Source organism: Wolbachia endosymbiont (group A) of Lypha dubia (genome assembly GCF_964028575.1).
Lineage (GTDB): Bacteria > Pseudomonadota > Alphaproteobacteria > Rickettsiales > Anaplasmataceae > Wolbachia > Wolbachia pipientis.
Genome location: NZ_OZ034796.1, coordinates 1,238,024 through 1,252,648, shown reverse-complemented (window position 1 = coordinate 1,252,648; position 14,625 = coordinate 1,238,024). Strand labels below are relative to the sequence as shown.

General features: G+C 35.5%; 20 protein-coding genes and 1 tRNA gene. 1 reads left to right on the top strand and 20 read right to left on the bottom strand.

Going from position 1 to position 14,625, the window contains the following annotated elements:
• Positions 1 to 20 precede the first annotated feature (20 nt).
• The 15 genes from ABWU72_RS06330 to ABWU72_RS06260 form a co-directional block, all read right to left on the bottom strand.
• The gene (locus ABWU72_RS06330) at positions 21 to 185 is read right to left on the bottom strand and encodes an IS3 family transposase (protein WP_010082072.1); all 165 of its coding nucleotides are present in this window, start codon (positions 183 to 185) and stop codon (positions 21 to 23) included.
• Positions 178 to 339, bottom strand: a complete 162-nt coding sequence (locus ABWU72_RS06325) for a DDE-type integrase/transposase/recombinase (protein WP_153296788.1) — start codon at positions 337 to 339, stop codon at positions 178 to 180. The genes ABWU72_RS06330 and ABWU72_RS06325 overlap by 8 nt, the downstream gene beginning before the upstream one ends.
• A 3-nt stretch (positions 340 to 342) precedes the next feature.
• Positions 343 to 579 (bottom strand): transposase, encoded by a 237-nt coding sequence (locus ABWU72_RS06320; RefSeq protein ID WP_353284065.1) that lies wholly within the window; start codon positions 577 to 579, stop codon positions 343 to 345.
• Positions 580 to 628: 49 nt separating this feature from the next.
• Positions 629 to 1,111, bottom strand: coding sequence for an IS630 family transposase (locus ABWU72_RS06315; RefSeq protein ID WP_231115908.1), 483 nt, complete (start codon positions 1,109 to 1,111; stop codon positions 629 to 631).
• Between the two features lie 28 nt (positions 1,112 to 1,139).
• Positions 1,140 to 1,487 (bottom strand): IS630 transposase-related protein, encoded by a 348-nt coding sequence (locus ABWU72_RS06310; RefSeq protein ID WP_155968342.1) that lies wholly within the window; start codon positions 1,485 to 1,487, stop codon positions 1,140 to 1,142.
• Between the two features lie 195 nt (positions 1,488 to 1,682).
• Entirely contained in the window at positions 1,683 to 1,985 is a 303-nt protein-coding gene (locus ABWU72_RS06305) for a transposase (protein WP_213863658.1), read from the bottom strand.
• Between the two features lie 78 nt (positions 1,986 to 2,063).
• On the bottom strand, positions 2,064 to 2,822 hold the full coding sequence (pstB, locus tag ABWU72_RS06300; protein ID WP_006280935.1) for a phosphate ABC transporter ATP-binding protein PstB: 759 nt from the start codon (positions 2,820 to 2,822) through the stop codon (positions 2,064 to 2,066).
• A complete protein-coding gene (dapB, locus tag ABWU72_RS06295; protein ID WP_010962542.1) occupies positions 2,819 to 3,604 on the bottom strand; it encodes a 4-hydroxy-tetrahydrodipicolinate reductase in 786 nt (261 codons plus the stop codon). The genes pstB and dapB overlap by 4 nt, the downstream gene beginning before the upstream one ends.
• Positions 3,605 to 3,784: 180 nt before the next feature.
• Positions 3,785 to 3,919 (bottom strand): hypothetical protein, encoded by a 135-nt coding sequence (locus tag ABWU72_RS06290; RefSeq protein WP_265031904.1) that lies wholly within the window; start codon positions 3,917 to 3,919, stop codon positions 3,785 to 3,787.
• A gap of 83 nt (positions 3,920 to 4,002) precedes the next feature.
• Complete coding sequence (locus ABWU72_RS06285) at positions 4,003 to 5,049, bottom strand: Fic family protein (RefSeq protein ID WP_010082541.1); 1,047 nt, start codon at positions 5,047 to 5,049, stop codon at positions 4,003 to 4,005.
• Positions 5,050 to 5,218: 169 nt separating this feature from the next.
• Positions 5,219 to 6,211: a DNA polymerase III subunit delta gene (gene holA / locus ABWU72_RS06280; RefSeq protein WP_155968360.1), complete on the bottom strand. Its 993-nt coding sequence runs from the start codon at positions 6,209 to 6,211 to the stop codon at positions 5,219 to 5,221.
• Positions 6,212 to 6,216: 5 nt separating this feature from the next.
• A complete protein-coding gene (locus tag ABWU72_RS06275) occupies positions 6,217 to 6,396 on the bottom strand; it encodes a hypothetical protein (protein ID WP_007548716.1) in 180 nt (59 codons plus the stop codon).
• Between the two features lie 131 nt (positions 6,397 to 6,527).
• Complete coding sequence (locus ABWU72_RS06270; protein ID WP_049973644.1) at positions 6,528 to 7,337, bottom strand: metal ABC transporter permease; 810 nt, start codon at positions 7,335 to 7,337, stop codon at positions 6,528 to 6,530.
• A 1-nt stretch (position 7,338) separates the two neighbouring features.
• Entirely contained in the window at positions 7,339 to 7,695 is a 357-nt protein-coding gene (locus ABWU72_RS06265) for an Mth938-like domain-containing protein (RefSeq protein WP_155968358.1), read from the bottom strand.
• Positions 7,696 to 7,698: 3 nt separating this feature from the next.
• On the bottom strand, positions 7,699 to 8,565 hold the full coding sequence (locus tag ABWU72_RS06260; RefSeq protein WP_006280386.1) for a 4-(cytidine 5'-diphospho)-2-C-methyl-D-erythritol kinase: 867 nt from the start codon (positions 8,563 to 8,565) through the stop codon (positions 7,699 to 7,701).
• Between the two features lie 81 nt (positions 8,566 to 8,646).
• Here ABWU72_RS06260 and ABWU72_RS06255 point away from each other — a divergent pair, with 81 nt between their 5' ends.
• Positions 8,647 to 11,997 carry a UvrD-helicase domain-containing protein gene (locus tag ABWU72_RS06255; protein ID WP_353283981.1) on the top strand — a complete coding sequence of 1,117 codons (3,351 nt, stop codon included), beginning with the start codon at positions 8,647 to 8,649 and terminating at the stop codon, positions 11,995 to 11,997.
• 242 nt (positions 11,998 to 12,239) lie between these two features.
• Here the strand turns inward: ABWU72_RS06255 and ABWU72_RS06250 are convergent, their stop codons facing one another.
• The 5 genes from ABWU72_RS06250 to ABWU72_RS06230 form a co-directional block, all read right to left on the bottom strand.
• On the bottom strand, positions 12,240 to 12,530 hold the full coding sequence (locus ABWU72_RS06250) for a GIY-YIG nuclease family protein (RefSeq protein ID WP_007549156.1): 291 nt from the start codon (positions 12,528 to 12,530) through the stop codon (positions 12,240 to 12,242).
• A gap of 269 nt (positions 12,531 to 12,799) precedes the next feature.
• A complete protein-coding gene (gene radC, locus ABWU72_RS06245; RefSeq protein WP_353284064.1) occupies positions 12,800 to 13,474 on the bottom strand; it encodes a RadC family protein in 675 nt (224 codons plus the stop codon).
• On the bottom strand, positions 13,449 to 13,643 hold the full coding sequence (locus tag ABWU72_RS06240) for a hypothetical protein (RefSeq protein ID WP_155968352.1): 195 nt from the start codon (positions 13,641 to 13,643) through the stop codon (positions 13,449 to 13,451). Before ABWU72_RS06240 ends, radC begins: the two co-directional genes overlap by 26 nt.
• 178 nt (positions 13,644 to 13,821) lie before the next feature.
• Positions 13,822 to 14,418, bottom strand: a complete 597-nt coding sequence (locus ABWU72_RS06235; RefSeq protein WP_155968350.1) for an RDD family protein — start codon at positions 14,416 to 14,418, stop codon at positions 13,822 to 13,824.
• Between the two features lie 24 nt (positions 14,419 to 14,442).
• Positions 14,443 to 14,525, bottom strand: a tRNA-Leu gene (locus ABWU72_RS06230).
• Positions 14,526 to 14,625: the final 100 nt, after the last annotated feature.

Below are 14,625 nucleotides of genomic sequence, written 5' to 3'. Positions count from 1 at the left end.
ATTGTTCTGGAATGCAATAGTTAATAGTGACGTTGTTTGTTATAAAAAATTTCTATGTATTCAAATATTGCAGTTCTAGTTTGTTGAGCAGAGTGTTGTGAAGTATCAATAAGTATTTCTCTTTTCAATGAGCTAAAGAAGCTTTCTGCAACAGAATTGTCGTAACAACAGCCTTTATTACTCATCTATATTCTTTACAGCTAAGAGATATTGATACCCTTGCGCAGTATATTGTGAACCTTGGTCACTGTGCAGCAGTAGATTTTTAACAGGTTTACGCCTATTAATGGCCATTAATAAAGAGTCCATAACCAATTGTTTATTTATTGAACTGCTCATTAACTACCATACGTGAGAATTATTGCTGCCAAATATAGCCATCCCTCCTTGGTTTTGATGTAAGTAATCCCATACTTTATTTGGTTGATCAACAATAAAGTTTTGATCTAGTATATTGGGAGCTACAGCTCTATTATCTGTTTGTTGTTTTTTAATTTTAAACTTTCTTTTCAGTATAGCCCTGATGTCATTTTTCTGCATAATACTTTGCACCGTTTTCAAATTGCAACTTTTACCCAAAGCCTTCAATTCAGCATGAATTTTAGGAGTTCCATATCTATAGTATTTTCTAAAATGAATGATAAATTTCCATTATGGTATTACCAACCAAAAGTTGTAAGTCTGTATATTTATGCATTAAAGGTCTGAGGCGGCTTTTGATGGTATTCCAACAATGCTCTATAGGGTTCAAATCTGGTGAATATGTTGGTAGATAGAGCAAACGGCATCTAGCATTATCTATTAACTCCTTTGTTTTGGGAGTTTTATGGAATGTGGCATTGTCCATAACTATTGTAGTACCATGTGGCAATTTAGGTAATAACATCTTCTCTAACCATGTATTGAATACCTCTTTGTCACACCCACCTTTGAAAGTCATTGGTGCAATAAATCTCTTTCCAATCCACCCGCCTATTATACTGATTCTCTCTCGTTTTCTTCCTGGAATATCTGCATAAATTTTCTTTCCTATTGGAGCACGTCCATACTCTCGGTATAACCTATTATCAACTCCTGCTTCATCTATATATAAGATGCTGGAATGGTCTATTTTTGAGATTTTATCGGTAAATCGCTGCCTATCTTCTTGATTGCGCTCTTGATATAGTGTAACTTTTTTTTAAAGTAATTCTTAGCTGTTTCAGCCTATACCAAATTGAATTTATTCCAAATCCAAGATTTTGTTTCATCTCTGCCAGCGTATGATCTGGATTCTTTTTAACATATTCTTCGAGTATTTTTGGGTCTATTTTTCGAATAAAGCTGCCGTTTTTCGATGGCCTTAGGCTTTCACCAGCGGCTTTCTTTCTTAACCAGCGGTACAGAGTTGCTATTCCTATCTCCAAAAGCTCTGCCACCTCAACCTTTGACTTCCCTTTTTCTATCATCGATACTGCCCTTTCCCTTAAATCCACACTATACGCCATTATAACTCAAATAGCTTATTATACCTTTATCATTTACTTTGGGAAGTACTATACATTTAGAAACTTGATATATTTTTTGAATAGCTTCGAGTAGCTCTTTATTTGCTGATTCTCTACTGCTTATTTTTCTTGTGGTCCACTTATAGTAGCCACTAGCAGAAAATCCTACATAATTCCTGTACTTTATAGCAGTTACTATATAAAAAAATATTTTACTCTTTTTGACTGGCCAGGGCTTTTTTTTAAATGTCTCTTTCCCTTGTTACTCTTGCTTTGTAAATCAAACCTCTCTTTGTCATAAGGAGCCATGTTACCTCTACCTGGAAATGCATCTGCTGCCGACTTTTTTTCGTTGTGTTTCTTTATCCATTTTCCTAATACACTATCCCTTATTCCTAGATCTCTTGCTACTTTTGCAACTGGTTGACCTACCTTTCTTTGTTCATTTGCCAGTTTAACAGCTTCCAATTTGAATTCTGCTGTATATTCTCTTACCATTTCTAATCCTCCAAAATTTTATTTTACCCAAAAAAACTCTTTTCTTTCTCTCCACTTTTTCTGGGTAAGGTCAGAAATTTAATGATCCAGGATATACTCCTTTGTTAAGGGAGATTGAGCATTTTCGAATATTTCTTGAGTGCTTCCAGACTCAACAATTCTGCCATTATGAAAGAAAATTACACTATCAGATAACTTCTTAGCTTGCTTCATTGAATGAGTCACCATAATTATAGTAAATCTTAATTTCAGCTCTTGTATAAGATTTTCGATTGCATTGGTTGCCATTGGATCAAGAGCAGAGCACGGTTCATCCATTAATAAAATAGTTGGCTTCACTGCAATTGCGCGAGCGATGCATAGCCTCTGTTGTTGGCCACCGGATAAATTGAGTGCGCTATCTTGCAATCTGTCCTTCAATTCTTCCCATAAACCAACCTTGGTTAAACTATTTTCCACCATCTCATTCAATTTTTGCTTATCCTTCGCCATACCATGCAATTTTGGCCCACAAGCAACATTATCATATATTGATTTTGGAAAAGGATTTGGCTTTTGAAATACCATACCAACTTTTGCTCTAAGTAGTACAACATCCATATCGCGTGAATATATATCACCCAGCCCATCGATATCTAATTCACCAACAGTTTTGCAACCTGGTACATAGTCATTCATACGATTAAAACAACGCAAAAATGTTGATTTACCGCACCCGGATGGTCCGATAAAAGTAGTAACTTTTCTTTTATAAATATTCAAATTTATATCGAATAAAACTTGCTTAGAGCCGTACCAGAGATTTAAATCTTTAACAGAGGCACGTGTATTGCTCATATCACATCCTGCATTGAATAGAGCCCCGGAATTTCTCTTTTATTTTCGTATAGCCATACTGCTGCTTGAACAGCTCCTCTAGCAAATGTTGTGCGATCAATTGCTTTGTGGTTTAGTTCTATCCGTTCATCAGAATTAACAAACATCACGCTGTGATCTCCTATTACTCCACCTCCACGAGATACTGCAAAACCTATTCCCCCCTTTTTCCTTATGTTTGAACCACTATGTAAATATTGATTGGACTGAAAATCCACTTTTGAAGCGTTAGCAATTGTTTTGCCAAGTTCTATAGCTGTTCCAGATGGTGAATCCTTTTTTAAGTTATGATGCATTTCCCAAATCTCAACGTCATATTCATTACCTAAAAGCTCAGCAGCTTTTTTTACCAATTTCAGCAACACATTAACCCCAACACTCATATTTGCTGACCATAATATTGGAACTTCAGCAGCATATTCTTTCAAATCGACACCTTCTATTCCAGTTGTGCCACTAACCAGCGGTGTTTTAAATTTTACAGCTGCTTTAAGGCAGTCTAACATACATTCTTTAGTTGTAAAATCTATTACAACGTCAGATGACTCAAATATGCCACTAATAGAACTTGTAACTTTAATTCCTAGATTGGCTATAATTGGTCCAATATCTGAATCTATGTACTTACTGCCTGAACGGGCAACAGCACCTGCTATTTCCACTTTGGTATTTGTAATTAATTCATTGAGTATTTTTTTGCCCATTCTGCCTAAGCAGCCTATTACTCCAACTCTGATTTTCATAAAGCTTTTTACGTTTATTAAGAATGTTAGGCCTTTTTTTAAGCTCTGTCACTTCTGATCTATATTCTATAGCTGTACGAACACTGCAATTTCAGATCCCAGTGCCTTGACCACAACTATTGCAATATGGTACATAGTGAACGATGTCATTCCAGTCTGGAATCTAGCCTTTCTGCAATCTCATCGAAAACGTTTTTCTATGCTAATTTGCTTGCTTACAAGCAAACTTTTCTGGATCCCAGTGTCTGGGCACTGGGATGACAGGAGAAGGCACTGGGATGACAAGAATAGGGCACTGGGATCTAGTGGGCTCAAACTACAATGTTTGTACAGCTGTGATCTATATTCTATAGCTGAATAATTTAACAATTCAAAATGAATACATATCCTATTGAGCTCTATATTACATACCAGGTTGCTTTGCCTTTTCCATGCTGAGTGATGTGATTACTCTTTACGAGATTAGATACGTGCTTCTTTAAGGTATTGCAGTTTGCTTTAGTAATATTTTCCAAATCCTTAATTGTAAGACGTCCATGTTTGCTGAGTAGTGCTAATACTTTAGCAGAAAGTGGTGGTAAATAGAGATTTAACACTTTTTCATGTGACACCTTTTGTTCAAGATGAAATTTTTGCTTTTGTAGTGACCTTAAAAAGAATATAAGCCATGGATTAAAATCATAGCTGCTCGTCTTCAAGGATTGTTGAGTACGACGCAAAGCTAAGTAGTAACTCTCCTTATTACTTTCAATTATACTTTCAAGGGAACTGTAAGGTACATAGATATACCCTAACTTTAGTAACAAGAAAGTTGTGAGAATGCGTGATAATCTGCCATTTCCATCCTGGAAGGGATGAATAGCTAAAAAAGTAACTATAAAAATGCCAATAATTAATAGAGGGTGTAACGATTTCACCTCTAATTGCTGGCTAGTCCAATAAATAAGTTCTTGCATTTGTGTTGCTGTCTCAAATGGAGAGGCTGTTTCAAAAACTATGCCCAAGCTTTTTCCAGATTCATCAAACGCTTCAACATGATTGGGGAATTTTTTATATTCTCCCATGTGCCTTTGATCTTTATATGAAAATTGTAAAAGCCAGATGTGAAACTGTTTTATAGTGTTTTCTGTAAATGGCATCTTGTTAAAGTTTTGAAATACTTCTTCACACACATACGCATATCCGGCTATTTCTCGTTCATCTAGAGAACGAAATGAGCGTGTATCAAGTTTGGATAGTAATTGCTCAACTTCACGGTCTGATAATCTTGCCCCTTCAATACGAGTAGAAGAACCAATACTTTCAATTGTTGCAATTTTCTTGAGCATTTGTAAACGTTCTGGAGCTAAATTACCAAACAATTGCCATGCTCCTTTAAATTCATCAATTTCAGCAACTAATTTTAACATTTCAGGTGTTATTACAATTTTTGAAATGTCAAACATATCTGTATTTTTATCTAGTTATATTCAATTATATTCGAAAATATCCTATTAGCAAAGAATACTTGTGAGACACACACTAAAGAATGAATTTTGGTAGGCATAAAAGCAGCTATTTTATGTTAAAATACAACATTTTGATGAAATTATAAGAAAGGCTGGATCCGAGTAGTCAGCTACCCGTCAGTGCATGTTGAAAAATCATTTTATGATCTAAATCAGTTTTTTTACAGGTAACTTCTAAGCTTATCAATTTTTCCAAGATCTTCTTAAGTTCTGAAAGTTGCAAACTTTTCAAATGAGATTTAAAACTCTGCAATTGTTTAAAAAACAATGGAGGGCTTAGCTGATCAATCGCAGCCTGCTCACTCATTCCACCTTGCACTGACAGCAAAACGTTTTCAAGGCGTAGGAAATAATTTGATATAATGCGAATTAGTGCTATCGGTGAAAAATTTTCTTGCGATATCAATGCATCAGAAATTCTAATGAAACGCGACATATCTTTACTTGCTATGGCAGAGCATAGATCATCAAGTGTAGCATAGTCGTTGCCGGAAGTTGAAAAGCATAATTCTATATCAGTAAGTTTTAGGTCTTTTCTCTCCCCTAAGTATAAAACTAACTTCTCAAGTTCTGAACATATAGGCAGCTTGCTATGATTAAAGTAAGATTGCAAATGGTAGATTATCTCATTTGTGCATTTTATATCATTTTGTTTTAAGTAACTTGATATAATATCATAAAGATTGCTGTTGCTGTCTTTATAGCAAGCAATCACACCAAAAATTTTTGAACTCTCCATATAACTTTTAGTCGCAGAATTATATGGAAGATCATTTGCTACCATCATTACATAATGACCACTTGCGTTATAATCCAATACATTTTTTAACTCCTTGGATATACCTCCACTCACATTTATCAGCTTAATTAATTTTTTGCTGGTAAACATCGAAACGTTTGCCAATTCAGAAAACAGTAAACTGGGTGACTTATTCACTATTGCAAAATCCATCACCTGAACTGAATACTCACCCAAATTAGCAATTATTTCTTGTACATAAAAATCAACCCTACTGTTATCACTTCCATGAATTAACACACCACGTAAAGCATCAGGTTTCTCTAGGAATCTTTTAACTTTGGATGGTGTAACCCTCATGCCACCTATATGATATCATTCTCATTTGATTGTACATGAGTGTCCAAAGACTCTGAGCTTTCTTGTACAATATCATCTGCCGTACTCTGCACATTATCCGACTCTTCTGTTTTTCCTGTAATATAATTATAAAATTTTTTCACAGGTTGAGATATATATTTGGAAAAAAATCCTTCTTCGCTCATATTGCTTACTCCATAAAATTAACAACTTATCATTAGCATATAAATAATAGTATAGCAAAAACTATTTTGTGCTAAAATAGTGATGTTTTATAATGAGTATATTACAAAATTATTAACATTCGAGATCAAAATTAAGCCAACCTGCTTAATACTAGCCTTATAAAATAAGCGATAATTAAATATACCGCTGCAACAAGTATAATTGCAGGTCCAGTTAACAAATCAAAACTTGCAGATAACATGAGACCTGATATCCCAGAGATCACAGAAAAAACTGTTGCAACAATAATCATCTGCATTGGAGTTTTCGAAATGAGCCTTGCAGATGCTGCTGGTATTAGCAAAAATGCAGCAATGAGTAATATTCCTATTAGTTGGGCAGCAATTGCTATAAATATAGCAAGAGTGATTAAAAATTCTAGTCTAACAAAGGTAACATTAATTTTTTCAACTACTGCTAAATCTTGATTAATTGAAATCATTAACCAATAACGCCATCTAAATATTAATATCAAAGTAACTACTGCAGAGGTTAAAAAAATCAATACTATATCACTTTGATCGAGCGTTAATATATCACCAAACAGTGAGCTAATAATACTATTATTGCCAGATGGAAGAAAAGACATAAGTATTAAACTCGATGATAAAACTACATTGGTAACAATGTTCAATATCGTATCAGCAGAATATAATCTGTTAAAATTAAGAGAAAGTAGTATAGCAAATGTAATTGCAATGAGCATTATGCTAAGCGATGGGCTAATCTTAAAGATTAAAGCAAGTGCAACACCAAGCAACGAAGAATGGGACAAACTATCACCAAGATAAGATAACCTTTGCCATATCATAAACGATCCTAAAGCGCCTGTTACTAGGCTAATTACAACTACTGCAACTAGACTATTGATGAAAAAGTCCTGGGTAAACATTTCAAACATGCTATATGGCTATTAGATAACTGACAACAAATCTATCTTCGGATATTAAAACGTTATGGGTTCTGCATGCTGCACCGGTTGTCATAAATTCAAAATTTAAACCTTTTTGTTCCATAAGATAGGACTTCACTGAAGAACTTGGTATATTGCGTGTTTTACCAGTACCTATTATCAAAATTTCTATTTCCTCTGTTAAAAAAGATTTAAAATGTTCCTTGCTATTTATATCACTTTCTTTCAATTTAATCACCTTTTCAGGAAAAATTATAATTGAGCCGCAATATTCTCTATTATTCACCAAAAATTTTCCTTCCCTGTAACCATTTATAAGATTTTTATTCTCGGAAATTAAGGGCATAAGTCAAACTATTAATTGAGTGTCACATACCCACCATTCTGGTTGCTTTTTTCCGATATTAACTGCAGCAGCTTTTGCATTTTCCTCACTATCGAATATTCCAAAACATGATACACCACTGCCTGACATGCGAGAAAGTATAGAGCCTTCTTGTGACTCAAGTGTTGATATCACATCCTTAATTTCAGGTACAAAGCTTATTGCTATTTCTTGAAGATCGTTTCTCGTCTCTTTAAGAAGCTTCAACAAATCCTTTTCAGCGTCATCGCTCCATTTAATTGGCTCAGAAAATTTTCCTTCATGTTTGGAAAATACCTCTGGTGTACTCAAAAACCTTTTTTTCGGTTTCACAAGCACCACATTTGTAGGTAAAGAGAATTTTTTAATGTGGCATAATTCTTCGCCAATACCTCTAACAAAAACTGGCTTGCTATCTACGCTTGCGGGAACATCAGCACCAACGTTTAAGGCTATTTCATTTAAAATCGTCCTATCAATCTCCCACAGCTTCCCTAGCGTACGTACCACAGCTCCAGCATCTGAGGATCCGCTACCAAGTCCTGCAGCAATTGGTATGTTTTTTACAACCTTTACAGTGACTTTAGTGCGTACAGGAGCATGCCTAAGCAGCAGATTAACCGCTTTCATTACAGTGTTATATTGGTTATTTATTTTAGACTCGGAGTTTATAAATTCAACTGTAGAGTTATCGTATCTAGAATCCTTCTCACCTACTTTTATTTCCAAAAAATTAGAGAGATTAGCAAAGACAAATAAACCTTCAATCAAGTGATACCCTGTTTCTTTTTTGTCTACAACATGCAAAAAAAGATTGATTTTTGCAGGCGCCTTTACACAAAAACTTTTCATTATATATCTTCACTAACACTATTTTTACATTATATGTATAATGCTATTCTAGTCAACTTTTATAAGGTTCTCGCACTTCTGATGAGATCAAATGCCATAAATCCTAATTTCTCTGTGTGGGTAAATGCGTCCGCTGGTACAGGCAAAACAAAAATCTTAATAGACAGAGTATTGAGACTTTTATTAGAAAACAAAAGAAATATTCTTTGCTTAACATTCACCAATGCTGCAGCAAACGAAATGGAGAATCGCATTCACAGCATACTCAGTAAGTGGGCAATATGCTCAGAGAGTGAATTAATAATGGATCTGGAACAACTAGACCTCTTGCATTTAAGTGAGGAATCGGTGTCATTCCAGCGCGTGACGCTGGAATCCAGAAAAAAGGAAGAATGGATCCCAGTGTCAAGCACTGGGATGACAAAGGAGAGTGCTGGGATAACGGAGGGATCCAGAAAAAATGAAGCACTTGATCGTCACTTAACAAAAGCAAGAAGGCTTTTCTCTGAACTGGAAAATCTTGGTCTAACTATACAAACCATACACGCTTTCTGTTACAAATTAATCTCCAGCTTTCCTATAGAAGCTGGCATTGCTCCAAATTGTACACTGAGTGAATGTAAAGAATTACATTCCATCATATTCAATAAAGTGCTTCATAACGAAACTGTGCAGGATGATATCAATCTTATTGCAACTGAAATTGATGAAAATAAATTACGCGATTTGCTTTATACTTTATGTGTAAAAAGATCAGCGTCAGCAAATGATTCGAAATATATCAAAGATAAATTGAGCGCCCCAGATGAAATTCATGACTTACAGAGTGAAACAATTGAGCACGTGGAAAGACTAGCCGAGATATTAAGTGAAGGCAGTAAAAGAGATCAGAGTTATAGTGCAATACTTTATTCTACTGTCATTCCAGTGCTTGACACTGGAATCCAGAAAAAAAGAACCAGTGTCAGCTACTCGGATGACACCGGAATAAAGTGGAATGACACCAAAATAGAAAACCTAGCCAAGGTATTTCTAAAATCAGAATCGCACGAAAAAAAGAGCATATCATCCATTGCAACAAAAAGTATTTTGGAGAAATTCAAAGATGCAGAGCAAATAATAGAGAGCGTTCAGAATGTAGTATTTACCCATATAAGAGACATGAACTCTTATCAAATATTCAAGAGAACCAGTAGCTTACTTGGTATATTTAAAGTATATGTTGATCTATACAGTAGCGAAAAATCAAAAAATGCACTGCTTGACTACAATGATATAATTGGCTTAGCAACAAATCTTCTCAGCAATCCAAACTATAAAGATTGGATATTGTTTAACTTGGATCAAAAAATAGATCACATCCTTGTTGATGAGGCACAAGACAATAGCATCAGCCAGTGGAAAATTATAACAAATCTCTGCGATGAATTTTTTGCCGGTAATGATGAAAAGCGAACCTTATTTGTAGTTGGTGACGTAAAACAATCCATATACAGATTTCAAGGAGCAAATCCCCATCTATTCAACTATATGCAACAATACTTTCATACGAAAACTGGTGGCAGAGATTGGGTATCATGCCAACTTGAAAAGTCATTTCGTTCAACTCCAGAAGTTTTGATGCTTGTAGATAGAATATTTAACAACTTCCGCGCAGAAATATCTTTTGTTGATAATGAAATAAAACATGTTCCACATAGAGAAAATGATCAAGGATATATTGAAATTTGGCCAGCGTTACCAAAGTGTAAAGAGGAAGAACAGCAAGCTTTACAAATTCCTCTAACATGCAAGGAAGGTTATACAATAGCAGATCGATTACTTGCTCAAACAATAGCCAACAGAATTCACAATTGGTTAAACGAAGGGCGGATTTTAGTCGCTAAAGATCGCCATATAGAGCCAAGAGACATTATGGTTCTGGTACGACAACGAAACGTGTTAGTTGATTACATAATAAGCGAACTTAAAAAAGCAAACGTGCCAGTTGTAGGCCGAGATTATTTTAGAATTATGGACTATATAGCCGTGCAGGACTTAATAGCTTTGGCTGAGTTTTTGCTCCTTCCAGCAAATGATTTAGCTCTTGCAAATGCTTTAAAATCACCGTTATTCAATTTTACCGAGGATGATTTATTTAACATTGCATACGACCGTAAAGAGCATTCACTATGGGAAAGAATTCACGATTATTCTGTGGTTATCTATAGTGAATTAAACTATCTCATTAACTTATCTCGCATAGAGTCTCCTCTTGCACTATTTACACATATATTGCGCACAGGTAAGAAGAAATTTGCTGCAAGGCTAGGTCTTGAGTGCTTTGAGGTCCTAGACGAATTTATGAACCTCGTGTTGCAATTTGAAAACCCATCTCTTCAAGCGTTTGTTCAATGGATCAAGGAGAATAATCCGGAGATTAAGAATGATATGCAATCAGAACGCAATGCTGTGCGAATAATGACAATTCACAAATCAAAAGGTCTGCAAGCTCCCATAGTATTTTTGGTTGATACAAACACAGTGCCAAGAAACAGTGAAAGCATTATCTTTGATGGAACGGAAGCACCATTTTGGTGTGGAAAAAACAACAACGCTTATTGCGATCAAGTAAAAAGAGAGAAAAAACTAGAGGATTATAATGAATATTTGCGTTTATTATACGTAGCACTCACGCGTGCTGAAGATGAGTTATACATCTTAAGTAAAGAGCCAGTGCAAAAGGGCTCTTGGTATGATCTAATCACTAAGTATGGAGAACCATATGAAAAGAAACAAAGGGGTTTACGGCCAATATTTAAAGAAAAAGTTGAAGTATTATGCGTGAATGCAAACTACCCTTACATTTATAAAAAACGTGATTACTTTGACGTTCCGGTCATTTCCCTTCCACCAGCTTTAGCCCACTCTTCGGTGTCATCCCAGCGCGTGACGCTGGAATCCAGTGAAAAAGAAGGAGCAGAATGGATCCCAGTGTCAGCTACTTGGATGACAGATGGTTATACAAGAGGCCTAATAATTCACAGCATATTGCAGTATATGCCCAAGATAGAAAAAGAAAGGAGAAAAAATTGGGTCAGAAAATACCTTGATAACATCAGCGAAGATAAGGATGAAATTTACAGTAAAATATTAGCCTTTAATGAAAAATATGGCTATTTGTTTGACTTGGAAGGCAAATCAGAGATTACACTGAGTGGAACAATTGATGGCAAGTCAGTATTAGTACGACTAGATAGGCTATGCATAACGCAAGATAAAGCAATCATAATTGACTACAAATCACACCGTAACGTTTCTGTTTCCTTATTAAATGAAATAAAAAAACAGATGTTAATCTATAAAACCTTAGTACAAGAAATATATCCAAACAAGCAAGTAGAGTGCGTGGTTATTTGGGTGGAAGATTTAACCATTCAATCTGACTTTTAACGAAACTTGATTGCAAGAAATAGCTACTACGTCATACCACCGCGAACCGTCATACCGCCACTCCTTTCTCGTCATCCCGCTACGTGTTAGCGGGATCTCAGCATAGCTATCTTAAAGCTAAGTAATATAAGTCAACCCAGCTAGGATTCTTTTGGACGAGCTTATCGTCATGCCGCCGCGAACCGTCATACCGCCACTCCTTTCTCGTCATCCCGCTACGTGTTAGCGGGATCTCAGCATAGCTATCTTAAAGCTAAGTAATATAAGTCAACCCAGCTAGGATTCTTTTGATTGATCAAATTAATTTTCCACTGCCTTGGCCATTCTTTCAGGCGCCTTTCTCTTGCAATAGCTAAACTTATATCTTCAAACTCTTCAAAATATACAAGTTTATTTACATTATATCTTGATGTAAAACCTGAAACAATTTTGTTTTTGTGTTCCCAAATCCTCTTGATCAAATTTGCAGTTACACCAATATATAATGTGCTATTAGCTTTATTTGTAAGTATATAGATATATGATAACTTCATCTTAATCGTTTATAGCTAAAGTAACTGAGGTTTATCAACATTATACTACACCATCATGCCACAATAAATCTTACCGTCATACCACCGCGCCGCTAACACGTAGCGGGATGACGAGTTACTATACCGCGGCGGTATCTCAGCCGCTAACAAGCAGCGGGATGACAGCAATCTACGTCATACCGCGATTCATTCACGGTATCTCTTAGCCGCTAACACGTAGCGGAATGACGATTGTCGGTAAATCTAAGTTACTGTAGCTATAAAGGCTTTCACAACAACCTATTTTCCTTGAAACTAAAATAGCTACTGAATGTAATAATACTGTGGTCTATTAATTCTATTCCTATACTTTGGCAAGCTTCTGCTAGTTGTCTAGTGAGAGATATATCGCTATTTGAAGGTTGTGTATCTCCGCTTGGATGATTGTGAGATATTACAATGGATGTTGAACCAATCAAAAGTGCGCGCTTGATGATCTCTCTGACATAAAGAGGAGTTTGATCTACTGTACCAATATTTTGCAGGTCTTCCGCTATTAGACGATACTTTTTATTCATATAGATGACACGAAAATTTTCCTTATTGAGGCTTCCTATACTTATTCTTAAATAATCAAGCAATTTTTCCCAGTTATCGATTACAGGCAGGTTTTTTATTTCTTCTCTTGCAGAACGAACAAAGGCTTGTTTTACACAAAAGATGGCAGATATCGCTGCATTGCTGACATCATCAACGTTTTGCAGCGCTTCCAGGTCAGCATTAAAAACTTTATTTAAGCTGCCAAAACTTTCTATCAAACTCTTTGCCACCGGTTTTACATCAATTCTACTATATGCTGAATATAAAATGTGCTCTAAAACTTCATAATCAAGTAATGATTGTCCATTATCTAAAATAATTTTCTCTCTTAGGCGCTTTCTATGCCCCTTTTTGTAATTTTTCATCATCAATGAATTGCTTATCTCTTGTATAATAAGAAATTAGATTTTTAAGTAAAATATTTAATAAAGCGCATGACGCACAATTGTAAGAACATTCATTTTTAAAGACAGCAAATGGTGTCATGAAAGTAGCTGAGACACTGTCCTCCTTTGTCATACGAGTAGCTGACACTGGTTCCTTTACGACGGCAGTGCCCAGAGGTGTCATCCCAGTGCATGCACATAGTGCAAAAAATTAAAAATAAGACGCCAATACGTAATACTGTTGTCGTTTAATCTGCACAGATTGAAGATAAATGAATACCTTCAGTATCATGATAAAGGGGCTGGCGAAGGGTGTCAAGTAGTTTTTAGCTCTGCCTTCTAAGGCTTTTACTCGTGACAACCACTGTGCCTGCGATCTTATCGTGCCAAGTTTGACAGCGTTTGTTGAAATTTGACCATAAAAAGCCCAAGAACAATGGTGCAATTGACAATATAAAGGAAAAAAATCTCTTTGTTGCTTGTTTTAGGGTCATCTTTTCGAAAGTTTGTGCATCCACAACTCTAAGCCCAAATAATAGTTTTCCAGGTGTAGTAGCAAACTTTACCCACATATATGTAACATAGCAAAAGAGCATAATAAATTGGACTATTTGATTTAGGATCCATAGTTTACCAAGTCTACTCTGCGTTGTCTTTTCTTCTATAGACAGTGGCACTTGCATTTGGTATTTTGCAGCAATTTGACTTAATATTTTGCTATCCTCTGAGTTCATAAAGAGCTGATTTAAGGCTTGGCTGCAAAACTGCAAGAACAAAACGATAATAATCAAATCAAGCAATACTGATATATAGCGCCTGAGGCCCGTTACATAACATATCCCATTTTCATCTTTCTTTACCTTTTGAATAACATTTATAGAAGAAAAAATAGAAAATAAACGATTAAAAAATTTATGTAACATATATATACTTTCCAATATTTAACGTGCCCCTGGCCGGACTTGAACCAGCATGCTTTTGCAAGCAACAGATTTTGAGTCTGCCGTGTCTACCATTCCACCACAGGGGCATTAAGTTTTAATGCTATAGGCAACACGGAATTAGTCAAATTTTTTTGCCTTTACATCTTTCAAATGAGGACTAAATATTCTACAATAATCAACAGTTAC

Coding starts and splice junctions, on each gene's coding strand:
- ABWU72_RS06330 (WP_010082072.1), bottom strand. CDS start 185: ATGAGTAATAAAGGCTGTTGTTACGACAATTCTGTTGCAGAAAGCTTC.
- ABWU72_RS06305 (WP_213863658.1), bottom strand. CDS start 1,985: ATGGTAAGAGAATATACAGCAGAATTCAAATTGGAAGCTGTTAAACTG.
- radC (WP_353284064.1), bottom strand. CDS start 13,474: ATGAAAAATTACAAAAAGGGGCATAGAAAGCGCCTAAGAGAGAAAATT.
- ABWU72_RS06285 (WP_010082541.1), bottom strand. CDS start 5,049: ATGTTTGACATTTCAAAAATTGTAATAACACCTGAAATGTTAAAATTA.
- pstB (WP_006280935.1), bottom strand. CDS start 2,822: ATGAGCAATACACGTGCCTCTGTTAAAGATTTAAATCTCTGGTACGGC.
- dapB (WP_010962542.1), bottom strand. CDS start 3,604: ATGAAAATCAGAGTTGGAGTAATAGGCTGCTTAGGCAGAATGGGCAAA.
- ABWU72_RS06235 (WP_155968350.1), bottom strand. CDS start 14,418: ATGTTACATAAATTTTTTAATCGTTTATTTTCTATTTTTTCTTCTATA.
- ABWU72_RS06255 (WP_353283981.1), top strand. CDS start 8,647: ATGAGATCAAATGCCATAAATCCTAATTTCTCTGTGTGGGTAAATGCG.
- holA (WP_155968360.1), bottom strand. CDS start 6,211: ATGAGGGTTACACCATCCAAAGTTAAAAGATTCCTAGAGAAACCTGAT.
- ABWU72_RS06310 (WP_155968342.1), bottom strand. CDS start 1,487: ATGGCGTATAGTGTGGATTTAAGGGAAAGGGCAGTATCGATGATAGAA.
- ABWU72_RS06270 (WP_049973644.1), bottom strand. CDS start 7,337: ATGTTTGAAATGTTTACCCAGGACTTTTTCATCAATAGTCTAGTTGCA.
- ABWU72_RS06265 (WP_155968358.1), bottom strand. CDS start 7,695: ATGCCCTTAATTTCCGAGAATAAAAATCTTATAAATGGTTACAGGGAA.
- ABWU72_RS06275 (WP_007548716.1), bottom strand. CDS start 6,396: ATGAGCGAAGAAGGATTTTTTTCCAAATATATATCTCAACCTGTGAAA.
- ABWU72_RS06325 (WP_153296788.1), bottom strand. CDS start 339: ATGAGCAGTTCAATAAATAAACAATTGGTTATGGACTCTTTATTAATG.
- ABWU72_RS06250 (WP_007549156.1), bottom strand. CDS start 12,530: ATGAAGTTATCATATATCTATATACTTACAAATAAAGCTAATAGCACA.
- ABWU72_RS06260 (WP_006280386.1), bottom strand. CDS start 8,565: ATGAAAAGTTTTTGTGTAAAGGCGCCTGCAAAAATCAATCTTTTTTTG.